The sequence below is a fragment of the Candidatus Micrarchaeia archaeon genome, assembly GCA_041653315.1.
Lineage (GTDB): Archaea > Micrarchaeota > Micrarchaeia > Anstonellales > JAHKLY01 > JAHKLY01.
Window position 1 is genome coordinate 1 of sequence record JBAZFO010000018.1, and the last position, 24,159, is coordinate 24,159.

Annotated in this window: 23 protein-coding genes; 13 read left to right on the forward strand and 10 right to left on the reverse strand. The window is 50.1% G+C overall.

Annotated elements, in window-relative coordinates:
• The 10 genes from WC356_04520 to WC356_04565 form a co-directional block, all read right to left on the reverse strand.
• The coding region (locus WC356_04520) for a hypothetical protein (GenBank protein MFA5382407.1) at positions 1-184 on the reverse strand (184 nt) is incomplete at its 3' end.
• Positions 181-429 (reverse strand): hypothetical protein, encoded by a 249-nt coding sequence (locus WC356_04525; protein ID MFA5382408.1) that lies wholly within the window; start codon positions 427-429, stop codon positions 181-183. The genes WC356_04525 and WC356_04520, both read right to left, overlap by 4 nt.
• A gap of 1 nt (position 430) precedes the next feature.
• On the reverse strand, positions 431-9,313 hold the full coding sequence (locus tag WC356_04530; protein ID MFA5382409.1) for a hypothetical protein: 8,883 nt from the start codon (positions 9,311-9,313) through the stop codon (positions 431-433).
• Positions 9,313-10,983, reverse strand: a complete 1,671-nt coding sequence (locus WC356_04535; GenBank protein MFA5382410.1) for a hypothetical protein — start codon at positions 10,981-10,983, stop codon at positions 9,313-9,315. Before WC356_04535 ends, WC356_04530 begins: the two co-directional genes overlap by 1 nt.
• Positions 10,983-11,267 carry a hypothetical protein gene (locus WC356_04540; GenBank protein MFA5382411.1) on the reverse strand — a complete coding sequence of 95 codons (285 nt, stop codon included), beginning with the start codon at positions 11,265-11,267 and terminating at the stop codon, positions 10,983-10,985. Before WC356_04540 ends, WC356_04535 begins: the two co-directional genes overlap by 1 nt.
• A 3-nt stretch (positions 11,268-11,270) precedes the next feature.
• A complete protein-coding gene (locus tag WC356_04545; GenBank protein ID MFA5382412.1) occupies positions 11,271-13,958 on the reverse strand; it encodes a hypothetical protein in 2,688 nt (895 codons plus the stop codon).
• Positions 13,959-14,126: 168 nt separating this feature from the next.
• Complete coding sequence (locus WC356_04550) at positions 14,127-15,767, reverse strand: hypothetical protein (GenBank protein ID MFA5382413.1); 1,641 nt, start codon at positions 15,765-15,767, stop codon at positions 14,127-14,129.
• A complete protein-coding gene (locus tag WC356_04555; GenBank protein MFA5382414.1) occupies positions 15,764-17,110 on the reverse strand; it encodes a hypothetical protein in 1,347 nt (448 codons plus the stop codon). The genes WC356_04550 and WC356_04555 overlap by 4 nt, the downstream gene beginning before the upstream one ends.
• Positions 17,064-17,465, reverse strand: coding sequence for a hypothetical protein (locus WC356_04560; protein MFA5382415.1), 402 nt, complete (start codon positions 17,463-17,465; stop codon positions 17,064-17,066). Before WC356_04560 ends, WC356_04555 begins: the two co-directional genes overlap by 47 nt.
• Positions 17,466-17,552: 87 nt before the next feature.
• Complete coding sequence (locus WC356_04565) at positions 17,553-17,849, reverse strand: hypothetical protein (GenBank protein ID MFA5382416.1); 297 nt, start codon at positions 17,847-17,849, stop codon at positions 17,553-17,555.
• 1,579 nt (positions 17,850-19,428) lie between these two features.
• Here WC356_04565 and WC356_04570 point away from each other — a divergent pair.
• The 13 genes from WC356_04570 to WC356_04630 all read left to right on the forward strand — a co-directional run bounded on the left by WC356_04570 (position 19,429) and on the right by WC356_04630 (position 24,037).
• Complete coding sequence (locus WC356_04570; GenBank protein ID MFA5382417.1) at positions 19,429-19,659, forward strand: hypothetical protein; 231 nt, start codon at positions 19,429-19,431, stop codon at positions 19,657-19,659.
• Positions 19,660-19,859: 200 nt separating this feature from the next.
• On the forward strand, positions 19,860-20,102 hold the full coding sequence (locus WC356_04575; GenBank protein MFA5382418.1) for a hypothetical protein: 243 nt from the start codon (positions 19,860-19,862) through the stop codon (positions 20,100-20,102).
• 30 nt (positions 20,103-20,132) lie between these two features.
• Complete coding sequence (locus tag WC356_04580; protein MFA5382419.1) at positions 20,133-20,321, forward strand: hypothetical protein; 189 nt, start codon at positions 20,133-20,135, stop codon at positions 20,319-20,321.
• 266 nt (positions 20,322-20,587) lie between these two features.
• Positions 20,588-21,007 carry a hypothetical protein gene (locus WC356_04585; protein MFA5382420.1) on the forward strand — a complete coding sequence of 140 codons (420 nt, stop codon included), beginning with the start codon at positions 20,588-20,590 and terminating at the stop codon, positions 21,005-21,007.
• 3 nt (positions 21,008-21,010) lie between these two features.
• Positions 21,011-21,136 (forward strand): hypothetical protein, encoded by a 126-nt coding sequence (locus WC356_04590; GenBank protein MFA5382421.1) that lies wholly within the window; start codon positions 21,011-21,013, stop codon positions 21,134-21,136.
• Between the two features lie 49 nt (positions 21,137-21,185).
• Complete coding sequence (locus WC356_04595; protein MFA5382422.1) at positions 21,186-21,350, forward strand: hypothetical protein; 165 nt, start codon at positions 21,186-21,188, stop codon at positions 21,348-21,350.
• 9 nt (positions 21,351-21,359) lie between these two features.
• Entirely contained in the window at positions 21,360-21,662 is a 303-nt protein-coding gene (locus WC356_04600) for a hypothetical protein (GenBank protein MFA5382423.1), read from the forward strand.
• Positions 21,663-21,769: 107 nt separating this feature from the next.
• Positions 21,770-21,928 carry a hypothetical protein gene (locus WC356_04605; protein MFA5382424.1) on the forward strand — a complete coding sequence of 53 codons (159 nt, stop codon included), beginning with the start codon at positions 21,770-21,772 and terminating at the stop codon, positions 21,926-21,928.
• Between the two features lie 10 nt (positions 21,929-21,938).
• Positions 21,939-22,874: a hypothetical protein gene (locus WC356_04610; protein MFA5382425.1), complete on the forward strand. Its 936-nt coding sequence runs from the start codon at positions 21,939-21,941 to the stop codon at positions 22,872-22,874.
• 105 nt (positions 22,875-22,979) lie between these two features.
• Positions 22,980-23,153 carry a hypothetical protein gene (locus WC356_04615; GenBank protein ID MFA5382426.1) on the forward strand — a complete coding sequence of 58 codons (174 nt, stop codon included), beginning with the start codon at positions 22,980-22,982 and terminating at the stop codon, positions 23,151-23,153.
• Between the two features lie 10 nt (positions 23,154-23,163).
• The gene (locus WC356_04620; protein MFA5382427.1) at positions 23,164-23,448 is read left to right on the forward strand and encodes a hypothetical protein; all 285 of its coding nucleotides are present in this window, start codon (positions 23,164-23,166) and stop codon (positions 23,446-23,448) included.
• Between the two features lie 9 nt (positions 23,449-23,457).
• Positions 23,458-23,634: a hypothetical protein gene (locus WC356_04625; GenBank protein ID MFA5382428.1), complete on the forward strand. Its 177-nt coding sequence runs from the start codon at positions 23,458-23,460 to the stop codon at positions 23,632-23,634.
• Between the two features lies 1 nt (position 23,635).
• Positions 23,636-24,037: a hypothetical protein gene (locus WC356_04630; protein MFA5382429.1), complete on the forward strand. Its 402-nt coding sequence runs from the start codon at positions 23,636-23,638 to the stop codon at positions 24,035-24,037.
• Positions 24,038-24,159: the final 122 nt, after the last annotated feature.

The following is a 24,159-nucleotide window of genomic DNA, read 5'->3' on the forward strand; positions in this document are numbered from 1 at the left end:
GTTGAGCAGCAAGGAGACCTACGTTCATCCATCTCGTCGCCTCTGCAATCCCGCGGTCCTTGTGGCCTTGAAGGTCCCGGCGTATTGCTTCGACTTCTGCCTCCGTGTAGACCTTCCCAGAAGCTGTTGCCGCAGGGTCAGAAGGTTGCCCGTCCTGGCCCTGGTCCTTGGCGTCCTGGCTCATATAGATACCCTCCTCATATTCTCTGGCTTAGGGGCCACCACGTTGATGAACCCCCGCCATATCTCCAAATACGTTTGCGCTATCGGTTTCAGCGCGTGCCTTATCATCTTCGCATTCTCCCTGCCAAACCAGGCCCTTAATGGGGGGTAGTTGACCAGACAATAGAGCCTGTCAGCTTCATCCTGGGTTTCCAGGGCTATGCTAATTATAGCAGGTAATTCTGGCTTGTCAATAGTTACCTTCATATTACCACGCATTAGTCGTCATTGACAAGAACACTTCCTCAAAAGGACTGGGCTCCAGTAATTCATCGCTAGGTTTCAGAGGTGACAGGCCCTTGAATTTTATAAGCGCTAAGTTACCTTCTGGGTTCTGGCGTCTCCACAGCTCGCGTAATCTGGTCTGTGTGCTAGGGATATTATAGTAAGCACGCATCATGGTCACCTGCTCGCGATTAGGAGTGGTATCCCAACTGAATCTGTCGTTGCCGTACTGGTCATATCGGCTGATGCCGTTCTCGGCTATCATATAGTTCATGAACTCTTCATGCTCTATCATATACCAACGCCTCTCGTACCCTTCCGTGGGTAAAGCACTGAACTCTCTCAGGTGATTAGGATTGGTCATGCTATATTTATCCATCATCTCCTGTGGAATCATCAGGTTAATCAGAGCCGGGATGGTCTTGTCAGGGTCGATACCCATTTCCTCCGCCCATCCCCTTATGACTTCCTCTACGTCCGGGTTCTGCATGGTGGAGACACGGCCTGTGAATACAAGAATCGCCTCGATGTCGGCGTTCTCCGGCCTGCTTCTCCACTTCGCCCGCTCATTGGACGGTACGGCGTAGTATTCGTCAAGCTGTTGGGTCAGGTCCCATAATCTTACCGCAAGCTCCGGGGAGTCGGCGTATGCTATGGACCGCAACTGCATAATGTAGTCCTCAATTCTGTTGGCTCCGGTTGGGTCCCACGTATCGCGCCAATCTTCGAGCTTCTCTTTCTGTTTCTCGAAGTCAATGTCACCCTCTGGCGTCATTACATCGTCGCCCCACATCGCGTCACAATAGGCGTCATACGCCTCATCCAATACGGCCGGGTCATCATCAGCCTCAAGGCTATCGAAGTATTCTTTCAGCTCAGGATATCCGGCAAGAAGCCCAACTTTCTGTTGGAACTGGTCGGAACGCATATTGGTTATGGCGTCCCAGTATTGTTTAATCGTAATCTCACCGCGCTGCAGGCGGAGGTATTCATCTGTCGTGTACTTTATGAACGTCTCCTGCATCTCCTCGCGGGCGTCCATGTATTTCAGATACCCGCCAGTTTGCCATGCCTTACTTGCTTCACGAGACTCCTCGTATAGCTCATTAAGAGTCTCATCCTTCTCAAGGAACAGTTTCTGCAGCACGTATCCCAGGTCGTCCCACGTCAGCATCCCATCCATCTGCTTCTCAGCCAGGTAGTCTGGGAGTAGTGTCGGGTCCACCGTCTTGAGGTACTCCTGTGCATAATCCCGGAGCCTTGTAGCTGCGCTTGCCGGATAATTCTGGAGAGCGAGAGCGTTCACCATGAATGACAGTGGAGTCACTGGCGCATCACTATACATAAGGTTCGACGCGAGCATAGGCATCCACGATGAAAGCACGGCCTCCATGTAGTCCTCTTTGTCCTCTAACCTACGCCCGAAGATGTCCCTTCCAGTTACCATCTCTCTCATGAAGTTGAAGCCTGGGGCCATCTTATAGCCGGCGTATCTCCACGCCGGGGCGAACAGGTCGTCCCATTCTTGTATGGTCTTCTGCCACGTATCGGCATCGAAGGATATTAATTTCCCAGGGTTGTCGGTTGCTATCGCGAGTATCTTCGCCATGGTCCTGGACAGTCCAGGGAGGAACCCGCCAAGCCCGTAGGTCTGGCCGTTCTTCTCGAACTGTAAGTAGTGCGGGTCCCACGGGAGAACATGCGGCGTCCCCTCACATTCCAGACCGAACCAGAACCCAAGGTATATCGCCTCCCAGGCGGCCCACTGCTTGATGATGAGCTTTCTTAATTCGCTACCCATAATGCCATTACCACCAAGCCTGTAAAGCAGGAGAGCGTGTGACCTGAGATAGTTTGGAGCAAAGGCCAAGGCACCCTCAGCCATAAGTACGTTCCTACTTGCGGGCCGGGCCATGTCCGGGAGTTGGCACGTAGCGAGGTTGACGAACTCCGCCAGTCCCGCCCGCGTCCCTCCTGCGGCCAGCCAGCTACTCTCCATACTCTCGGCCAAATAAACCCTTCCGTATTCCGTGAAGGAAGAGAAGGCCAGACTTGACCGCGACATGGGGGCAAGAAGGGCGGCCTCGTAGTCTTTCAGTATCGGCATCCGGGCGACAGCGCTCCGGGCGACACCGAGACCGGCGTACATATCTTCGAAGTCTGATGCTGTTTTCATTCCGGCCTGTATCATCTTGTCGAAGGTTTCGCGGTGCGACACCCTAAACATCGCCAGCATCCGCGGGTGAATCATAGTCATGAAGGATAACCCGGCGGCCTTAGTGAAAAGGAGCGGGTTCGCATTGAGTAACTGACCGAACGTAAGTGGGGCACTAAAGTCCATGACAGTCATGCCTGTGACCTGGAACCTGGTGAACTTATACATGAACTTCAAATAAGCGTTTACATTCGGCTCAAGTGTGTGCTCTATAATACGGGCCAACTCATCTCCGGCGTATACTTTCTCTTTTAAGACGGGGACAATGACCTTTTTAAATCTTATATCTGTCTTTAGCGCCGCACGCAACCCAACATCGCGTATAGCGGCGGGAGTTAAGGTGCGCTCTTTTACTACGACAGCGTTAAATACCCAATTACGGTACCTTGGAATGTTCACTGACGCTTGACCCAAGATGTAGTCAGCACTGTTCACGCGCTTGAAATACTCAGCGCGGGCCGCCTTGTCCATTTTATAGACAGCCTTGGCCTCGGCCTGGGCGTTAGTTACGGTTTCGATAAGGTCATTGAGTTTGGTCTGTGCCTCTTCCGTCAGCTCGTACTTGAACTTCTCAAGGCCATGGAAGGTCCTGGTTAGGTACTCTCGGGCGAAGTTATCGATGTTCTCTAGCTGGGCCAGCTCACCAGGCACCTCACCCTTGGCCCTGCCGGCCTTCACGAACTTCTCATATTTCTTTAGAGCATCGAGCAGGTCCTTGTATGGATACTTCAACTTCTTCGGGATGTCAGCGAACACTTCCTGGTACGGCTTCCCGTGGACAACTATCTGCTCTATCTTCTGACGGAACATCTTCTCGAACGTAAGAAGGTCCGGGATAGCTTCCTTCGCCGGGTTATACATGAAGTCTCCGGGGTTCTGGAGCAGCTTCTCATAGAAGAGATTCACCTCATCATACAACTTCTGGAGATTCTCGGCCAGCTCCCTAACCTGCGTCCGGTTAAAGACCTTCTGCTTCTCGAAGATGTCGATGAATATCTGTTCAGGGGTTACATCGCCCATGTTCTTGTAGGCTTCCTTAATGTACTTCCCTTTCATCTGCGGGTCTTTGACATACTTCCGGTACCAGATACGGAGGAACTGCTTGTCTCCAGGCTCGAACGCTCCGCGCTGAATGATGCTGTCCATCCGTGCAATGATAGAGGAAAGCCGCTCAGTGTCGGCTACTTGTGTCTTCAAGCGCGTGATGTTCTTAATTTCCTCATATACTTCCGGGAACTGGCGCGTCATGAATGACTTCGTTTTCCTTGTGAATGAAGGAACGTCCTTGAAGTCCTTGATTATTTGTAGCAGCCTATCCGACTGCTCGTAGTATTTCTTAGAGTCAGCCAGGTTGGCAACGAGCATTTTACCCTGCGCCGTTAATGAGGCTGGGGCGGTTCTGATGGCATTAACTATCTTCTTCTCATACTCTCGCCCAATGCTTCTGTAGATGGACTTGATGTACGACTGCATACTATCGAAGAGCGTGCCGTACTTGATTCCATCGTCTATACCCTCAATCATGAAATCATACACGCGCTTCTTGGTGGGGTCATAGTGTGCCATCTTAATGGCCTCAAACTCTTTAATACCCACCGCCTGGCGCGGGAAGAAGTGGGCAACAGCAGCCACGTCTTTGAAGCTCACATAACCTATATCCACGCCATGACTTACAGCCAGCTTCCGTAGAGAATCCTCTAACTTCTCGAAGTTCATGAGAAATTCCGCGGCTCCCTCATGCTTGAAGCCATAGTATCTCCAATACTGTGCAACATCGCCGGTGGCATAGCTTATCTCTCCAGTGGCGGACCTTCTTGGGAGGGTAATACCCCTAGCCTCAGCCTCCGCAAACTTAGCCTCGGTTATCTTTTTGTCTATTCCCTGGATAAACATACCGTCTTTGTCATACAGGCGCTTGATTTCCTTACTCTCGCCGGTCAGAACATTCCTACCCTTAACTAGTAATTTCTCACCCAGTTCGGATGCGGGGTTCCTGGCGAACGGATACCCACACTCCCTCTCAAGGATACTCATGTACTGAGAGGAGGCGCGTATGCCAGCCTCAATGATGGTTCTATTTGCCTTGACCGCGAAGGATAGAACCTTTGTCGGGTTCAACTCACCCTTAGTGAGGGAGTCTTTGATAGCCATGAAGATGGCATCGATGTCGCCTTCTTTATAATACTGGCTCCTCTTGACTATCTTGTTGAACCAACGCTGCGTACTAAGGAGTCCTTCGTACTTCTGCACATCGTAAACGATGGTCGTTATCGGGTTCCCAGCCTTGTCTAGGAAAGGAGTGCCGTCCAGGTGCGTCATCGGCACTTTCTCTATTAGGTGTAGCCCGGACTGCAGAAGGCCGAGAGCGTCCACGCTGCCGTATTTCAGGTAGAACGTGGCCTCTATCAAGCTGTTGGCCCGGATTACTTTGTCGCCGAACTCTATGATGTACCCATCAGTAGCAGGGGTTATTGTTGCCCCAACCTCCCTGGCGAGTTTCTTTGCCACTCTTATGCTAAGGCGTGTGGTGTATTGGTCTCCAGCCAGGAGCAACGGGAACTCCTGCTCTATAGGATAGCCACCCTTTTTAACAACAGCGCCGAGCCGCGAAGCCTGCTCCTTCATCGCTCCTGCCGACAATGGCTTCTGAATAGACTTGAGATAATTCACAGCTTCACGCACATTGTGAACATAGAACCTGCCAGCAGCACTGTCAACTATAAACCCACCTGCGCTCATTGCTCTTGTAAGCAACGGCTCTCCACGTGAGGCGGCCTGTAATTCGGTGTAGGATTGAAGCCATGGAGTCTTTGGGGCGCGTGTAATCTTAATCCCAACCTTCTTGCCCCACGCTATCAAGGCTTCTCCGGGGTCCCTGAGTAAGTTTATCCTACCTTTGGTTAGCTTCTGAATGAAAGGAGCCGTGGTTCTGCGTAGAAGTGTTCTCTCAAACACCTTGGGTATATTCACTGTGATTAATTTTGCAATCAGTCGCTCCTCCGCCGTGCGTGCAAGTAGTCTTGCAAAGAGTGCTTTTAATCCACCAACGGCACGGCCAATAGGAATTAGATATATTGGGTTTGTCCACGGTCCTACTTCTTTTACCCAATCAGCAGCATATGTGTTTGTGATAGCAACAAGGTCTGGGTCTAGGAACCCGGTAAACATAGCGAGATTGAGACCAAACCTGTCTTCATGGGCCGTCCCTCCACCATACTTATCGATTGCTAATTGCACAACAGCCTCATTATACGCCTTAGCACGTAAGGAGTCTGGGTGGAATACATTCATATCTAGTTGATTCCACGCGTGGACACTGAACTCCTCGGTAGCGCGGAAGACGTTCATTATAGCTCCCCACACATCGATGTTATACCCAGAATCTACCACATCCCTACCGTGATATATACCGGGAGCTTCATACTTATCCGTGAAAAGGTCAAAAATCTCGTTTGGTTTTAACCCTACGTTTTCCAGGAACACATAGCTTTCTAAAGACAGCCCGTTTCCGGCAACCCACGTTGCCCCCTGCTCGCCAGCAATGTTGTCATAGAAGTCACCCAGGTTCTCAAACGTAGGCATCCATCCGGTCAGTGGCGTAGGTTCCGTCTGGTATTTTGGTTCATAATTATACAGTGTTCTACCACCACTCTCTCCAGGCGCTATGTTAAAATAATAACGGTTACCATCGCGGTTTTCCATACCATATGAAGAGAAACCTCCCTGCTCTACATCAGGAACGCCAGCTATATTAGCAACTAGGTCGTTCCTTGCCTGGGCATCCATCCCACCTATATATTCTCGCATCTCATCAACGGTTCTTGCTCCATACCTAAAAAGCATTGAGTATGTAAAGTTTGTTATTAATTCGCGATTCTGTATGCAGTATTCGATAGGATATTCATTCTGTATATAGAGTTGCATCCCAAGTGCTTCCACCGGGTCAAGAATTATTCCGGTGTTCCCCTGCATTGCGAAGTCAAAGTAATCCAATGAAGGAGATTCATATAAACCTAACTCTATATCAGTAGTGTCCAGCATCCCCAGGCCCAATGCTGTTTTAGTTAACGCATTGGTTTCCCAGTCGGATATTGATTGGAAGATTGCCCGGTACTTTTCCGGGTTATCCTCACCCACGATATATTCCAGAACACTCAGAACACCAGGTTTGTCTTGGTTTTCATACAGAATCCTTAGAGTTGTATCAAACTCCTTGGTTACAAACTCAGCAAGTCCTTCTGGGGTTTTAACAACGTATTCTTTACCAGGGACTCCCATGATTGGCCCTATAAATACGCCATCTTCATCAACATATCGCCGGTCGCTTATTAGCCACTCATAGAACTCTCCAAGCTCTCCTCCCAGGGCGAACTTTCCAGCGCTGATGTAATTGCCGGCATCGGCAACCATAGCCTCATATTCCTCCGGGGTCAACTCGTTACCATCCGGGTCGATGACGCTCGACAGTTCCTCGCCGGAGTAGTTGAACGTGTGCCCGCTTATAGTCTGGGAGATAATCTGGTATGAGTCTCCGTCCTTGCGTACCACAAAGGTTGCGTCCGCAGGGAGGTCCTCGTATCCATCGAAGTAGGACTGCATCTCGAACGTACTCAGTACCTGGTCTACCGACCAGTTCCTGGCCCTACCTTCATCTCCCACTAAATCATGGACCAGATATCCTTCTGGTAGGCTGGGGTCGGTATGCCATACTTCGTCATCCACAAACTGCGTTGTTGTCTCGGCAGTCTCTTGTGTTGCCGGTGTGGCGGACGTAATTGGAGTTGTGGTAGTCGGCACAGACGGTGCACCCTCAAGGTCCATCCCCCCAAGAACATCCATCGCAATCCCAGCAGCCCTGTCTTGTGCGGCTTGTTCAGCTCTAGCCTCGGCCAACTCTTGTGGCTTGTCGCTAAAAATAGGATTGTTTAATATATCGCCAAGAGAAGTGGCCATAACCTTGGAGATACCTTGTTTGTCAATCTCCTCCTGGAATAATCTCAAGAACTCTGATAGGAATGACGGCCCCTTCTCCATGACGCCGTATTTTATAGTATCCCAAACCTCGCTATTTGCTCCGGTACCATATCCTCCATGCAGTGTAGAGAGGAAGTTGTTTAGCAGCCAGTCAGGCAGATACCCCATGGCCTCTGGGTAGGTCTCATGCATTTCATCAAGGAGGGCTTGTATTTCTGATTCTGGCACGGATGATGGAGTAGCACTACTGGAAGGGTATACCTGTTCATCGCCATGTGGCACTAACTGGGTTTGCGTTCCTCCAGATAGGCTAATTTTGTTATACTCAGTTTCGGGCTGGGCCGTCTCGTCACCTACATCTCCAAAGTCAAAGTCAATCTCCTCCTCCCCGGTCCACAACCCAGACACATCCCAGAACGTCCCTTCGAGCTGCGAAGCGACAGTGGCGGATGTCACGTTGGCATCTTCGGTGGTTGGGACTTTAATTCTTTGAGTCCTATACCTATCGGTTGACTCATCATAAACAACCCTTATCAGCTCATCATCACCACATATATAATTAAACACAGCAGCGGTCAGCGGCGTTAGTAACGTGTTGAGCTTTATCCCGATGCCGGGAATTCTCGCAAGCACATCAATATCAAGCGGGCACGCCGGGTTAATCGCAAGGTCTATGATATCATTCGGGATACTGTAAGACTGCAGCAAGAGCTTGGTGTAGTTCCTCAAAGTCCCTACCAGCTTCTTCGCTTCTGGTGACTTACGTACTGTCAGTAATTCGCCGACAGAATCCCACCCCTCTACGTCTTGTGACTTTGCCCATTGAAGCGTGAACATCTGCGCCTTGAGTTCACCGAACTTCTCGACGGCATTGTTCATCTTGTTGCTTCTCGCCGCCGCCAGTGATACGGCATATGCCCCCTTCTGCTCTGGAGTCTTTAGTACGGGGAGGCCGGCCTGCCGCGGGTCGTAGTTGGGAGCCGCTGGGTCGTCGCCCTGGAAGTATGTGACACCCTCTAAAGAGGAAATGTCTCCGAACTTATTCATGCCGTTATAGATAGCCATGGTCCATAGGGCCTTATCGAAATCATCGAACCAGTCATACAGCGACTCCATGGTCTTTGCGGCGTTCTCCGGGTTGGACATGAACAGCCGAGTCATGGACTGCTCGTAGTGCTTGCCACGCTGGTGCTGGTAGTCGTACATAACGTCGGCATCCCAGCCGGTGTCCTTACCAAATGAGGTGTATGTCTTAAGCCTACGCTCTTCTAAATCTTGGGACCTACTACCAGTGCGCTTGGTCTCGGTGTATTCCTTATAGCCCTTCTCGGGATTATAAACCATCCCGCCGGTCTTGTATGTGTAGGCGTCAGGCTGTTGAGAACGGTTAATCTGCTGCCGTGTGGCACGCTCGCTTATCTTCTGGCGCTGCGCCATCATCCTGTCCTGCTCCGCTCCGATACCAGCGGAGATTCCAGCAGCCTCTTGGCCCGGCTCAGACTGCATGGCCCATCTTTCAAACTTGTTCCGGGCCACGCCAATTCCCGTTAATCCGCGCCGAAATTGAGCAAGGCGGCCCCTTGCAGTGCCGGCTGGGTCCGGTACTCCCCACTGACCCTTTACCTGGGCCTGTTTGGCATACTGCCCGTAATTGAATGGCTGCTTTTTAGTTGCCATTAAATCACCGTCCCAACATAAGATGCTAATGCTATCTCGGCCCCACCAAGTATCATGGCGTGCCCTGCAGACGATTCATTCTTACCGTCAATTAGGAACTTAATCTCGTGAGTACCGGAGCCACATTCAAAGCTCACTTGTTTCGTCTCCATGAAAGCCTCCGCCTCTCCATACATATCGAATGAGCCTATCTCAACATCGTCAATTAGCACATCCAAAATACCAGCGGATGTACTCTCAGCAGACAGAAATGTTAGGGTATATGAGCCACTCCCTGCAAACTTGTACGTTGCCCATACTGCATCCGATGCCGTCACTATTAGTGGACCACATCCATATGAAAAAGCAGTCCAGTCACTCGCGCCGGAAACTTCATACGGAGCATTAAGGTGTATTGGTATGTGTCCGCTTCCGGTTGTGGACTCATCGATATCTGAGCCCAAGAATCCGTACCCATACCCCAGAGAGTCGTCATCTCTCCGTGGGTCGAACCACTTACCAAACGACACACCTATGTCGTACCTCGGCTCGGACTTCACCGGGTCGAACGTCCTGGTCCACCCACCTATTGCACCCTCAATCTCGCGCCCAGAGCGCTTCGACACAACCTTAATTCTATCAAACAGGTCAAGGCCGCAGTGCATTGGAAGGACGGCGCTGGAGCCGCTATTGGCGGCAATTATCTTCTGCAGCATTGTACTCGCGACAGAGCCGGCCTGTAGATTACTGCCAACACCGGATACATACTCTACCCTGGAGCAGGGATTAAGGTTATACGAGTAAGCCTCCCGTGCTCGGCCTAAGTATGACGGCGACTGCCATGGAGGAGTTTTGATGATAATCTCATTCGGTGTTACCATGCTTAAAGATTCCGCGGCTACATAGAACCTATGTCCTGACCTATCTAAAGTGAACTCCGCCTGTGGAGACTGCGACTGCGTGAAGAAATGGATTGTGTCTTTATTGTTCTCGTCAGGAGGCTCGTTGCCGACACGCATCGAAGCGTGAGTCATGTCGAGAAGCCTTGCGAGAGTATAGGCCCTGGTGTCGCCCTTCTTGATTTCAAAGGAGTCACCAAGATATACGCCGGTCCATAGGTCATCCAGGTCGTCATCGAGTATCACAACATACGCCTTGCAGTCCTCATACGGGGCCAGGGTAGATTCCAGTACCGCGGTGATTAAGTCACCTACGCACGTTGTCCCATCATCGACATAGGACTCTGTTGCCTCATCCTCACCAAGGAGGTCCATCACTCCCTTGCACTCAAGGATGCATTGCATAGCGCCCTCGGACTCTATGAAGGTTTGCGTCTTCACATAAAGGGTTGGAGTGTAGGAATACATCGGGCCGTCCCAGGTCTCCACTCCCCAGCCAATCGATAACCTCTGTCCCTTTAATGTGAGGTCATAGAGCAGCTTGTCATAATTATTGAGTATTATCTTGCACGTATGGGAATAAGGATTGCCCTTCTCGACAACCTTCAAGATACGCCCACCCTCGTCTCTAACCCACTTGAGACTATCGGTGTTGGTGTTGTGACAGGTGGTGGTATTGCCAGTAGTGGCCCCCGCCGTCCTGAACGCCACATCACCGACGTTGATTATCATCGCCGGCTTGACCATTGACGCTTTCTGTGCGTCGAGCAATATCTGCGGTAATGGTCTCACTATAAAACCTCGAAGGCCCCATCAACAGGCTCGTACTTACTGTCGTTTATCAGCCACGCCTTCCATCGATACCATCCAAGTGGAGAGGTTGTTGGAATTAGATACTGGTAATAATAATCACCAGCGCTCTGCTTGTCCATCTCCTGGTCGGTTAACGTCTTCTTCCCAGCAGGGTCCCATATAGAGAGCAATGGTGACGAAGCGCAGTCCGCCATAACTCCATCACCTGATGGCGTGTTGTTCACCCTGATATACGCATGTTCACTTTTCTGTATTCGTTCCATATTCTACTCCGCAACTCCTATTGACGTCCGGCCCCGCCCCATAGCGCTGGATGTTCTGCGCCGGTGCAGCAGCCTTCCAGTAATACCCTTGAGTAATTGCTTACCACGGGCAAAGTAAACAGCGATTGAGCTTCGATAGACCTTAAAAGTGTAAAGGTTTAGTCCATTAGTATCGTACACTTTAAGGCCCCACTGGTCCAAACCATTGTCGAAAACTTTATCGCCATACTGCGTAAAGCCTACTGTTACAATCTCGAAATCACTAGGCCAGAAGAAAACATCTGCATATATCTGTGTGCAGCATGGAATGTTTTTAGCCTCGTACCCACACATAGTATCGTCGCCGGATATTGGGTTTTTGACATTACCTAGGACAATCCCTGCCTGCAAGGAGTTGATGTCACCTAGCGACCACGCACCACCTCCAGGCCGAGACAAGGTTTGTCGGAACTCTCTAAACTGATACTCTGGATATTCAAGATACGAGATACCCGTCGGGCGAGGTGGTGTTAATGTTTCCTCGTCGCCATACACCTCAACGCTATTCAGGATTACAAACGGTTGGGCGGTTGCTGTTGAATCAGACAATGAACCCATTCCCCTACCGGCGATAACATAGTCTTCTAGGTAATATCCTGGAGTTACGTTGTTTCCCAGCATTGTGTACCTGTAGTTATTTAGCGCAGCGTTCCATTGGACCTCGTCGTTACTACCATCGCAGTCTTCTTTGTCTATATATCCATGCCCAGATTCATCCATATTGGTACCGATATGGATATAGTCACCAGCACAAAGGTCTGCCTTGTACTGCTTCCATGTACCCGGCGCAAATACAACACGGCCATACTGCGTCATTGCCGACTCTATCATCGTGTTGGTTGCAATAGCTATTTCGGCATCTGTGTATTCAGTAGGTATATATGGCGACGCTATTAGCATTGAACTCCCAGTGGAAGATGCCGCTAAAGTATAGGTTCCTTCTGTATACCACTGCCCGCCAATACCCGGCAAGGAGACATATGTTTTCTTCCCGGAAGCAACAACAAGCTCGAATGTTCCCGCAGTGACGATTTCTGGATAAAATATCCCCGTCTCTTCTTCTGCATCATAATAAATATCTAACGGCGACTCAGCTATCTCTCCGGTGACATTAGTGAATGTACCGCAACTATGGCTCACCATAGAGTATTCTTCATATGTAGACTCAACATGTGCCCATGAATTAGACTTATCCTCATCGGATGAATCATATGTCGCAATCATTATTTGTTTCAAACGGTCCGTGTCTGTTAAAGCACACCTGAACACTATGTCTACCTGCAAGATATCGCCACTCATCTTGGTGGTCTTGAGAATATATGAGTCCTTCTTTGTGACCTTTGTCCACATCGTGGCCTTGTCTTCATCTGTTAGGTCGTCTGTCTGCGAGAAGGTGCAGTAAAGGAATGTAGAACTAGAAACAGTATACGTTGGTGCATCATACAAATAGAACTCATTGTCGCTAACAACATACTGCACTCCCCACATCTTGGAGTAGGAGGGGCTTGTCGTTGTGCTTGCGCTAACACAACATGGGGATATCAGCTCGGCTATAGCGTTTCCATCCCCATCAGCATATACTTTCTTGCTACCTGAAACAAAATTCCATGTTCCCGTCAGTGCTTTCATCGGGGTGGTATTAGGATAATGGTCCGTGCTTGGGTTAACATAGCGGAGGTTGGTTGCGTCAGCCTTTTGTGGTGTATAGAACCACACCTCAGTACACGGATTGTATAGGTTCCCAGACTTCATATACTCGAAGGTGAGACCCTCTGCCCCCTGGATAGACTTAACAACAGCTATCCTTTTCCAGTTATCCGCATACCACGCGTTATCTGTTGGGCTTTTAAGAAGATATCCTATCTCTACTTCGTTCTCAAAGTCTGTTCCATCACCCCACAACCCATTCATTAATGGCCCAGTCTTCCAGGTTGCGGACGTTCCAGTTAATACTCCAGCGACACCTTCGTCTTCGCCAGTCACGAAACCAGTGTTGTCGAATAGGTTGTACGCCACATACGAGAACTCCTCGTCAGGGGCATTGGCCCGGTCGGCCACACACATCCAGTTGGCTTTCTCAGACGCCTCGCTACCGGAGCGAGGTTGGAGTTGGTCATAGGTACCGACTCCGCGGGGATATAACTGCACTCTGGCAGCATTGCGTATCTGTACCGCCGTTCCCCACTCGATAAATACCAGGTCACCGTCTTCGTACCCCACCCATGTCGTCCCGCCATCCTCTGTTGTATACGGAGTGCCGGCGGTGTAGGTCCCGCTCTCGTTATACCTCCACCCCAAACTACCACCAGAGTACGAAACCACAATCGCATACGTTGCCGAACTCCGTACCTTTATAGATGAGTCCAGGACAACCTCAACGAAGTGTGGGTCAACAGATTCCGTGATGTCGTCCGGGTCTATAGCACCAGAGGTTAACGCAGCGCCGGTGGGCTTACCATCTGCATCTGTCGCATATATCTCGACCAGCGCGTCGGCGTACTCTCCGCTAACATCGACAAGTTTCAGCGACACCGCGGTAAGGACATGAGAGATACCAGGCGTAAATGTTTGAGCCACCGTCCTTGTCGAACTGATAAGGGTGGTGGCAGTGTCGTTATATGAGTTGGTTTCAAAGACTTTGTAGTTCAGCATTACAAGAACTTATAGCCACTCTCTTTCTTTTGCGGTCTCTGCTTCGGAGTTAATTTCGGAACCTTCGGCGGCAATAGACTGCCCTGCATCCGCGGGCGCACCGGGGCCGCCGTGCCAGATATCGAATCACTTACCTGCTTGAGCAGTTGCTTCATGTGTCCAGCCATATTACATCATCTCCTGCTGCGGCATCTGCTGCTGCGCCTGCGGTTGGTTCTGCCCGGACATCTCCGCTGTTATCTGTATTATCCTGGCGTTCAGCATCTTGGCCTCAAGGAGCTTCGCATCCTTGGAGTCGCCAGTTAAAGTCTCGGCCTCCTGCATCGCCCGGTCATAGGCTCGAATCAATCTCAGCTCTGGTAGTTCTTCCATCAACCTCTCGTCAGCGATTATCCCCAGGAGCTTCTCGGGGTTCTCTGTCTTAAAGATGTCGCGTACTATGAAGTCCATCGGCATTCGAGCGTTCATGGCCGCTGTTGCCTTTGTGAACGTGGCCTGCTCCTGTTCCGGGGACTCGACATCGCAGTCGAAGTCGTACCTGAACTTACCTTGAAGTGGTAATAGGTCGGAGTACGTAATCTTCTTCTCTTTACCATCGCTGTTAATCATCTCCATCGTGAACTTCCCTTCGATGAATTGGTCCAGCATTTGAGAGAAGATATCTTTGTACGCCAGCTCCATCGTTAACTGACGAGGCATAAACACTACGTTACGCTGGCCGGAAAGAGTATCGAGGGCCAGGGCCGACAACTGGAAGTTCAATCCGCCATATTCGTTGTTCGGAATCGTGGCGTTCTGTCTATCCTGGTCCATCATGTTGTAGAACATAGCGTCGGTGTTTGCCATGTCTTTGATGTCCAGAACCTTGAAATCTTCCTCGGCCAACTGCTCCAGTATCGAACCCCAAGTTGGGTACTCCTTAACCTCGCGACTTTCTGACCCCTCAGATTTATGAACCAAAGGAGGACGAAGACCTAACATGGCGTGGGTCTTTATGATAGACAGGACATCGTTTATCTCTTTGTTGGTTCCCCGGCAGGAATGATATAAGGACTCGCCAATCATCTTCAACCTATTGGCGTTCACCCCACTAATCTTCGGGGATGTTACCACCGGCTTAATTGTGAACGGAGGCCGCTTGATATAGTTGCGAGGAGTCCCCTTCTCCTGGTCGGACGTGGACGTTATCTCGTTGCCGTCCTTGTCCCAGAAGTTATAGACATCCCCGTAGTCTCCCTTAATCTCTAATCCGTAGGTCGCTGCTATGTCGGCCTTGGGCATCTGCAACGTATTGATGCAGGCCCATGAATACTTCCCGCCAATCTTCTCCCAGTACAAATCGTAGATGTCGATAGGGAGAATCTCGAAACACAGCTTCCCGTCCTCGTCTTTGTAAATCACATTCCTTGTCGCGGCCCACCCGCGGAGGTTGGTGTAGAAGCACATCGACGGGTACACATACGAGTCAATACTGTTAATCTGCAGGTCATTCGCAGAATCAATGACGCCCTTCCACCAGTTCTTTATCATCTCTACCTGTTTATCAGGGATGGAAGAAACTATTCTCAGCTTCGGCTCTGCTCGCGACATGATAGAGGTTATCCGGTCAAGGTATGTTTGAGGGGCTGAGGAGGTGACGTTATAAACACCAGGGAGCTTTACGTTCTCCAGTTCCCCATGGACACCCTTCATGACGTGGGAGTCTAACAGGTAGATATTGAGGTCGTCATCCCACCTGGTTGTCAGGGCTTTCCTCTCAGAACTGCCCTTTACCTTACCAACCTTACCGCTGATTTCTTTATAGTTCATCCGAATATCCTCACGACTTTCTTATTCGCAGATGCCTCGGGTCTTGCGTACCCATACTTACAGATTATCTCATACGTAACGGCTTTAATGCCGTGGTTATTGTCGTCTTGAACTCCGATGACAGTTCCGTTGCGGTCCTTGGCATACGTGTACACTGCAGTACGACCAGTATAAGGATGAGGGCAGCCCCCAAACTCAGAGATAAGGCCGCGACAGCGAGGATGAATAGTAAGGTGGGGGTGATTTGTGATAGGGTCTGGGATAAGGTATGTCCGCATCCTCTCGATGCCAGCCGCAACCGGAACCTTCTTAGAGCGTAGATTAACCCCTGCCATCTTCCGCCATATCTCTGATGCAGGTGTGTCAGGTTTATGTGCAGTTCCGGCAATATCGATAGAACCACCTTTGACATCCTTCCACCACGGTCTCATCTTACAGATGTGTATCATCTGCTCCGTGGTTTTAAACTGCTCGTACACCTCATCGAAAGCGTGGAAGTAATCCCCGGTCCACTGGCCGGCCTCCACCGCGTACCACCCCTTGGAATATCCAGGGTCTACACATATCTCGACGTCATTGTCTTCGACATAATCGACACTTGTAACATGAAGAGTATTCCTAAACTCATGGAAGATTCTCCCGGACGGGGGACACGGGATACCACCCATACGCTCATTGAAGAGGTCTGGAGACATGGTAGCCTCAATCCTCTTGAGCAACTCATCCTCTCTTCCGCCGGGGTAAAGGTTCGTGTTGGTCCAGGAAGGAACCGAGAAGCTCTTCGCCCCCTCCTTGTTCGGCCCCTGCCAGGAATTAAAAAGCTCTGGATACCATCCAAGGCTTCCCTCAAAGGTTCCGGTTAACAGGAGCCACCCTCCGTCGCCGGCCCTGCCGAGACGGGCGATTAGTCTCTGAATAACTTCAAAGTCACATTGGGCCGCCTCACACACGACTATCCCATGGGGTGAATACTTCGATATGTTCCGCGGGTCCTTGGCGCTGATGGTCGATATAACAACGTCCCCGGCTAAGATTATCTTGCCGGGGTTCGTTACTTTAGAAGCGAACTGCAGGACTCCTAATTTATCCGCAGCCTCCGCGATATAGTTGAACTCAGGGGTTGTGTTGTCGTAGTCGGCACCGACAAGCCAGAACAGCTTGTCCTCCCAGAACCTCCCAATCAACTCCATAGCTCCGACCAGGGACTTGCCGGAACCCTCACCCCCTACCATCATCCGTATCCACGCATCACAGTCGTGGACCTGCGATTGAAGCTCATTGGGGTGATAATCGACTTTATCCCAGATTATCTTCTTGCGTTCCGTCAGAGTCTTTTGGTCCATCCTTACCTTCCGCAGTAGCGCTATCACTACCAGCATTCCGTAGTTCATCGAACAACTCTAGGGCCTTTTCACTATCCGTGTTCATTGTGGCCGACAGCTTAGGCAGCGCGTAGGGGAGAAGGTCCGCGACGAATAGCCTATGGGAGTTAATCAAGTCCTCCACCGCCTTCACTGCAGCCAGGTACTCCGCTTGTTTCCCTTTCTCCTTTAGCTCCTCAGCCTTCTCTTGAAGCTCACCAATCTTAACATTCAGCCACTTCTCGTTCTGTAACAAGTGAGTGACGAGCTTCTGCGTGTTGTTGCGGAGGATGGTCCTCCCGTGCTTTGACGACTTTGTAAATCTAGGGTGTGCCATATTTCTCCTTTATCTTGTGCCGCAGATAGTCTATAAACGCACAGACGCAGGCGCATACCGGAATACAGATGGCCAGGTCTATCCAGTTTATTTCCATTCTATCTCTGCTCCCAACTGCGGCAGGATTTGGTATAACGCCTGTGCTATCTGCTCGATATGTCTGTGTTCCAACTCTCCGTTACAGTACACTTCATTTACCGCTTCCATCATTTCGTGGAGCCATGTGGTTGTTCTTCCGGGCTCCTCCATGGATTCAAATATTCTTATCTCTGCGGCATTGGCGGAATGTTGCCCCTGCCTGCCTTCCGTTATGGCAATAGTAGAGTCATATATGGTTTTGTAGTTATGGCCCCCTATTTGCAGCGGAACTTCTAATGGTTTCATAATCTCCTTTAAGGGTTCAAGGCCAGGCGCTCTAAGGAAGTTTGCAACCGTCCGTCCGCCGACCCTGGCCCGCCCCCTTTAAATTAACCGCCGGCATTCACCGACGTCATTAAGCCGCTCGCCGCGGCCTCCCGGGCTAAAGAAAAGCACGTAGTCGTTTACCGTCCATGCGTGCTCATACCAGACTCTCATGCCAACTACAATACCACAAATATTATGGCTTGTCAACATCTGCATTAAAAAAATTCAAGCCCCCATAAAAATTAGGGAAACGACGTTTTCTTTTAGGGAGGAGATTATAGAGAAGAGTATATATATTTATATATATATCTTTTGTAGGGGTCCAAGCGGACCCCACCCTCTGGGGTCCGGGCGGACCACACCTTAGCTATAAATGGGGTCCGGGCGGACCACACCCTGTTCTGTTTTTTAGCTACGATTTGGGGTCCAAGCGGACCCCACTTATTATGTAGAGTAGACGGTTTGTTTACATCTTTTCCGGGAAAGATACCAACACCCTGACTTTGTATGTATGGTTCGCATAATGTATAGGATATGCCCTTCGTGGAGCCATCGCCTACTCGTGGATTATGTAGAGTAGTATGGGGGTTTAGGTAGAACGGACGGTAGGGTGTAGACCACCACCCACACACGCCCGAACGCTCGCTCACGCCTACTCCCCCTCCCTAGGGCATACCCCCTACTTCCGAAAGCGGAAACCGGAAGCCGGTTGCCGGTATCCGTAGGCAAGCGGTTGCCTACTACCGACGGACGGACGGACTACCGTTAACCCCTTGCCTAATGGTAGGCCGCACGATTGCATACATTATTAGGGCGGCGGAAGTTTTGGGGTTCCGTGTTCGATTCCGTAGCTAATCAATCGCCGTAGCTTTGTTGCCTAAATACTCAACATCCTCAACCATCCACTACTCCTATCTACCTATGCCGAAAAGACTAGACAAATGACTAGTTGTATTCTATTATCCATCGTGGGACAATATAGACAGTCAATTTCCGAGAGGCGCTTAAATACCGCCGTTGACGGATAGACCTTCAGACAACTGAATACGGGCTACAGTGTCAAAGTAGATGGGCACTAGCGGACGGGTCTTGTAACATCGATACCTGTGAATGAGCAAGGGTCTTCGTTATACGGTCTCAGAAGTGGGGCACGATAGATAGTTACAAGCCCGCTAGCGACAAGATGCAGCGTGAATGCACCCAGTAGGTAGACACTGAACAAGGTCTTGCGACTGCCCGTAGCGTAAGCGAATCAAAGCTTACACAGTATAAACGGTAGACTCCAGAAGTTCCTCAGAACTTCTGTTCTATCTGTAGTGCGTGATGATTACCAACATCGCAGTTGGAAAACAAACGCATGGGGCAACATAAAGATAACCCCGAAAACTAGCAAACGTTCTGTTTCGCTTTGGTTTGAGGCAACGAAGGTTAAGAGTGGGCGGGAGCTAGACAATAATCAGGAATAGAATACTGCCTCTGTAATTAGGCTGGGCTAGGGCATGGCGGAGCTGTGCCCTGTTCCAGCTTGTAAGAATACGAGCTGGGTAGGAGGACTCAGATGGCTACATTAAGCAAGGCAGAGGTCAAGGCAGGGTTCAGGCTGATAGATGGGGTGAAGTATCGTCCTATGGAAGCGGCCAAGAAACAGGAGTCGTGGAAGCTGGTTTCCTCGTCGGGTAAGGTAATCGAGCTTCGGCATCTTCGGGACACGGATAATTACAGCGTGTTCGGGTTGGAGGCTCCTGTTAAGGGGAAGAGGGCTACGTTCGGCAAGATGTGGATAGCATAGCCTTCGGCTAGGCGGGTACGACAGCAGGTCTACCCACCTGACAGGTGGCTATGAAAGGAGGGCTATGGCGAAGTACGTAGCTTGTTCGAAGGGGTGTACTGTGTACACTAGGCCGAAGGTAGAGAAGGTGAATAGGAACGGCAAGTGCATCACGTATGTCCCAGTAGTAGCAGCGAAGAAGAAGAAAGCGAGGTGAAGGCATGGGTAGAAAGTTAGGGTACATAGGTATTGACCAATATGGCACCAGTTATAGGGGACTCAAGTATCCACGAAAAGACTTGCTTGATAAGCTAGGTAGAAAGCACGCGGATAAGATGTGGGCAGATGTTCTACATAATGGGGTGTATGAGAAGAACGAACCTAAGAGACATCACATCGGCTATATCATAGCAGGACTCTGGATAAGAGTTTATACTGTGTATGATTGGGGGAAGTATGAGTAGAGTAGCACTATAACGAAAGCGAGGTGAATAGTGGATATCGAGCGAGTGCTAATCGAGGCAGAGGGTAAGGCAAATACGAAGGAATTAGTGTCCGCCCTATGTAACACAGTGTGGACATGGCAAGGAGGTGATATATCGAATGCGATGGATGGGGATGAGGTGGATGCCCTTGTGGAGAGGTTTAGAATATCCCTGAATATAATGCAGGGGAATGTATAAGGTAGCACTATCAACGCACGCTTGGTAGTGAACAGGAGGTGTAAATGATTCTTTGGGCAACCCATATCTAAATAAGGAGGAGAAAGATGTGTAACTTTATAAGCTGGTTCCAGAAAGGTGATGCGGTAATCTTCCTGACCGACAACGACCTAGCAACTAAAGAGGGGATGGCACTACGTAAGGAGCTGGGCGACCAATTCATCAACGACATCAAGGGTCATGGTGCAATAGCTCGATACTTCGAGCTAAACGAATGGGTTCTGCCGATGGATGCGATAAGGCGAGAGGTTGGAGATAGTAGGTGTCCCGACTTCTCCACTCCCAATAACTTCCCACCGCAGATAGTAGAAGCTATCAAGAACTGCAACCTAACACAGATAGGGCGACTACCAGATAATGTTCTACTCTCACACGGATTGGGTTTAATCAAGAAAGATGCCAAGCGGGAGGAAGCATATGCCAAGTGGAAGGAAGCAGAGGCCAAGTGGAAGGAAGCAGAGGCCAAGTGGAAGGAAGCAGAGGCCAAGTGGGAGGAAGCAGAGGCCAAGTGGCAGGAAGCAGAGGCCAAGCGGGAGGAAGCATATGCCAAGTGGGAGGAAGCAGATGCCAAGCGGAAGGAAGCATATGCCAATGTTTTTTGGAAAGTCTTTGCCGACCCCAAGAATCGTAAGAAGGTATGGAGGTGAACCATGTTAGACCTAGAGCTGGAGTTTCTCGACTACGAACTAGCCGAGAACATTCCGAATGGGGGTGTGTTAATCGCCCTCAGTAATGCAGACCCTGTCATCTTGGATGATGATGGAGAAATAGACTAAGGTGGAACGGCCACGGGTCAACGAGGATATTTATAACAGGAGGAAGGTCATGGTAGCTAAAAGAGGAGAGCAATACGAAGACTTCAAAGGGTACAAGGATGATGGCGTCACTCACATATCATGCGGAGAGTATGCCGCCGACTTCAAGGACGGCGAGATAATACGCGAGTACACCAACGAATCGAACGACACCTGCCCTGCGGCAGCGTTCTAAGGAGGACACATGAATAAACATACAGCTACACCTTGGAAAGTATCATCCGTATTTGTGAATAATGCCCCGAATGAAACACATATCACAACTGGCAAATGGGGGCAACCATCTATTGCGGTAGTAGATAACGAAGCCAATGCCGCCTACATCGTGCGCTGTGTTAATTCACATGAGGCATTAGTGGAGGCTTGCAAAGTATCGCTTGAGAATCACGAAATAGGGGAATATGAATCACAAATGCAAGGTAAGCCAAGATATTGTGAAGTGCTTGAGATTTTACGGGCAGCCCTAAAATTAGCAGGAGAGGGGTAGTATGACAAGGTGGTGCAATAACTGCAAGGAACTGACCGAGCATAAGGTACTCAAGTCTCAGAGGGTAGAGATTTATATCTGCCAGAAGTGCAGAGGAAGGAGGAAGCATGAGGGCATTGGAACGCCTCGACCTGATAAAGCAAGTCAAGGGCATGATTGAACCTATGGCCGAGGCCATCGTGGATGAAGTGGAGAGCTTCGAGCAAGCTAGAGCTGTCTGGCTCGAAATCTTAGGCGTCGATGAGCCGACGCAAAGTAAATTTTAAGGAGGGTAAAATGTTTAAAGTAGGAGACAAGGTAAAGGTTATCGCGGCGTGCTGGAATTATCCCACGGATAAGGTGGGCAGCACAGCGAAAGTTCTCGCAGAGAGTGGCGACGCCACTCTCTGCGAGTTCGGGTTCACAGCCCCGGCCTTCCATAACGGCCTTGGTTGCGCCAGTGGTAAACCCAACCACTGCTACTTTCTAGAAACCGAGTGCCTCAAGAAGGTAAGAGCGAAAGCCACTCCGAAGGCTACACGTAAACCGAGGAAACCCACGGTAGGCGACACCGTAAGGCTTATTGAGGACTTCGATGGCTCCGGCATGGTGGGAGAGCTGGCTGTAATCAAGGAAGCCGCTGGCTCGATGATAGGCATCGAGTTTATTAACAAGATGCCATCTGGAGGCCATACATGCTCAGACACATGCAAGTTAGGCCATGGGTGGAACGTACCCAAGGATTGCGTGGAACTGGTCACGAAATCCAAGATGAAGAAAGAACTCGCCATTGACCCTCGCACGTTCTACAAAATCCTGCGAATCGATGGCGCTCCGGCCAATAAAGACGCAAGGGCCACGGGATTCAAGTACACACTACCCGTAGACGGAGAGACGGAATGGACGCCGACCATCGAGGATATCGTAACGTGCGAGAAAGGCTACCACGTTATAGATGCCGAATACATTCAGATATGGCTCGGCTCTTATGACGAAGACCTTATCGTATGCGAGGCTAAGGCGCGAGGAGAGATTAAGCCTGGGCTTGACAAGTATGTGGCTCAGTCGATTCGACTCACAAAGATTCTATGCAGATGGAATGACGTTAGGAAAGTGTTCGAGAAAGAGCGTGTGGCTATAGAACAGGAGGCTCGTAAGAGATACAACCCCATCTGGGAGGAAGTAGATGCCAAGATGGAAGAACTGTTCTCCAAGCTGGTAATAGGAGGCTAACATGGACGAGTTAAGGCTAAGGGCACGCTGCGCCCGCCGGGGCTGGCCGGTGACGAAGATACAGCACAAGACCATAGCTATCGTAGCTTGTAAGAAGGAGGTGAAATGTATAAGTGCCAGCACGAGCCATGGTGTAAGGTGAGAGACAGGTTCGAGGCGCTCATCGACTACAAAGTGAAGATAAACAAGGACGGAAAGCACCTATCTAAGCCGGAGTTCCGCGATATAGTTGAGGTGAAGTGCGTCAACTGCGGTACTGTGGCACGATGGGAGATATAAGGAGGGAGTTATGTACTTCAAGGTTACAATTAAGGAGCAGAATGGCGAGCGAGAATACTATCACGACTGCATAACAGAAGCAAAAAGTTTTAACGAAGCCTTAATCAAGGTCGAGAATACAGCGCGTAATTGGTATGAGGATGTCGATGATGAGGATGTCGAGGTAAGCACCGATGAGGTGGGTAATAATACCTACGACTTCATATATATCGGAGCCTCAATTAGGGTAGACAGTGTTTGCCCTACCACTATCAAGGAGTGGTGCAAGCAAGCCTTCCAAGCAGCGCTGATATAGGAGGTAGACATGGTAGACGTAGGTAAAATCATAGAGTACGAGTCCGGGGAGATGGACGGAGACGCAACGGTAGCCTTCTTCCAAGAGATGATAGACGACGGCTCCGTCTGGTCTTTGCAGGGACACTACGGAAGGACAGCCACGGCCTTGATAGAGGCCGGGTTATGTCATAAGAAAGGGGAGTAATATGAAGAAGCAAATGTTTGAGGTTACAGTTAAATCATCACGCCAACCGGAGGTACCGCAGTCTCTATTCGCGGACTTACTAAAGGCCAACCTAACCGGAGCTGGGTACAAGATAGCGCTCAGTATTCTTGCCAATACGATTGGAGCAGGCCGGAGCTTCACTCGTGTCTCTCTGTACGACATGGGCGAGTTTGCTCTCTTATCGACGGCGGCAGTGTCTGTAGCCTTAACCTCACTCGAAGATGCACGCATCATTACAGTCGTAAGACCTGGGCCGGGCGTGGCAAATCTATATGCCATTAACTTTAACACGGCACAATGGCAAAGCCGCCGCGAGGGAGCAAGGCGCAGAATCGGAGCACCCAACGAAAGCACGACTACAATTATAATACGACGTAAATAAGGAGGAGTAGGTGCACATATTCAGGTTGATTCCACAGGAAGAGTTCGTCTCGAACATCCTCCTTGCGTACCTTTCCTCATCCCCGGAGGATAGGTCTTCTGGTAGGTGGTGGTATCCTACTG

What these genes read in the sequence shown, in the direction of transcription:
- WC356_04525 (MFA5382408.1), bottom strand. Translation starts at nt 429, where the DNA reads ATGAAGGTAACTATTGACAAGCCAGAATTACCTGCTATAATTAGCATA.
- WC356_04530 (MFA5382409.1), bottom strand. Translation starts at nt 9,313, where the DNA reads ATGGCAACTAAAAAGCAGCCATTCAATTACGGGCAGTATGCCAAACAG.
- WC356_04540 (MFA5382411.1), bottom strand. Translation starts at nt 11,267, where the DNA reads ATGGAACGAATACAGAAAAGTGAACATGCGTATATCAGGGTGAACAAC.
- WC356_04545 (MFA5382412.1), bottom strand. Translation starts at nt 13,958, where the DNA reads ATGCTGAACTACAAAGTCTTTGAAACCAACTCATATAACGACACTGCC.
- WC356_04550 (MFA5382413.1), bottom strand. Translation starts at nt 15,767, where the DNA reads ATGAACTATAAAGAAATCAGCGGTAAGGTTGGTAAGGTAAAGGGCAGT.
- WC356_04555 (MFA5382414.1), bottom strand. Translation starts at nt 17,110, where the DNA reads ATGGACCAAAAGACTCTGACGGAACGCAAGAAGATAATCTGGGATAAA.
- WC356_04560 (MFA5382415.1), bottom strand. Translation starts at nt 17,465, where the DNA reads ATGGCACACCCTAGATTTACAAAGTCGTCAAAGCACGGGAGGACCATC.
- WC356_04565 (MFA5382416.1), bottom strand. Translation starts at nt 17,849, where the DNA reads ATGAAACCATTAGAAGTTCCGCTGCAAATAGGGGGCCATAACTACAAA.
- WC356_04570 (MFA5382417.1), top strand. Translation starts at nt 19,429, where the DNA reads ATGGCTACATTAAGCAAGGCAGAGGTCAAGGCAGGGTTCAGGCTGATA.
- WC356_04575 (MFA5382418.1), top strand. Translation starts at nt 19,860, where the DNA reads ATGGGTAGAAAGTTAGGGTACATAGGTATTGACCAATATGGCACCAGT.
- WC356_04585 (MFA5382420.1), top strand. Translation starts at nt 20,588, where the DNA reads ATGGATGCGATAAGGCGAGAGGTTGGAGATAGTAGGTGTCCCGACTTC.
- WC356_04590 (MFA5382421.1), top strand. Translation starts at nt 21,011, where the DNA reads ATGTTAGACCTAGAGCTGGAGTTTCTCGACTACGAACTAGCCGAGAAC.
- WC356_04595 (MFA5382422.1), top strand. Translation starts at nt 21,186, where the DNA reads ATGGTAGCTAAAAGAGGAGAGCAATACGAAGACTTCAAAGGGTACAAG.
- WC356_04600 (MFA5382423.1), top strand. Translation starts at nt 21,360, where the DNA reads ATGAATAAACATACAGCTACACCTTGGAAAGTATCATCCGTATTTGTG.
- WC356_04605 (MFA5382424.1), top strand. Translation starts at nt 21,770, where the DNA reads ATGAGGGCATTGGAACGCCTCGACCTGATAAAGCAAGTCAAGGGCATG.
- WC356_04610 (MFA5382425.1), top strand. Translation starts at nt 21,939, where the DNA reads ATGTTTAAAGTAGGAGACAAGGTAAAGGTTATCGCGGCGTGCTGGAAT.
- WC356_04615 (MFA5382426.1), top strand. Translation starts at nt 22,980, where the DNA reads ATGTATAAGTGCCAGCACGAGCCATGGTGTAAGGTGAGAGACAGGTTC.
- WC356_04620 (MFA5382427.1), top strand. Translation starts at nt 23,164, where the DNA reads ATGTACTTCAAGGTTACAATTAAGGAGCAGAATGGCGAGCGAGAATAC.
- WC356_04625 (MFA5382428.1), top strand. Translation starts at nt 23,458, where the DNA reads ATGGTAGACGTAGGTAAAATCATAGAGTACGAGTCCGGGGAGATGGAC.
- WC356_04630 (MFA5382429.1), top strand. Translation starts at nt 23,636, where the DNA reads ATGAAGAAGCAAATGTTTGAGGTTACAGTTAAATCATCACGCCAACCG.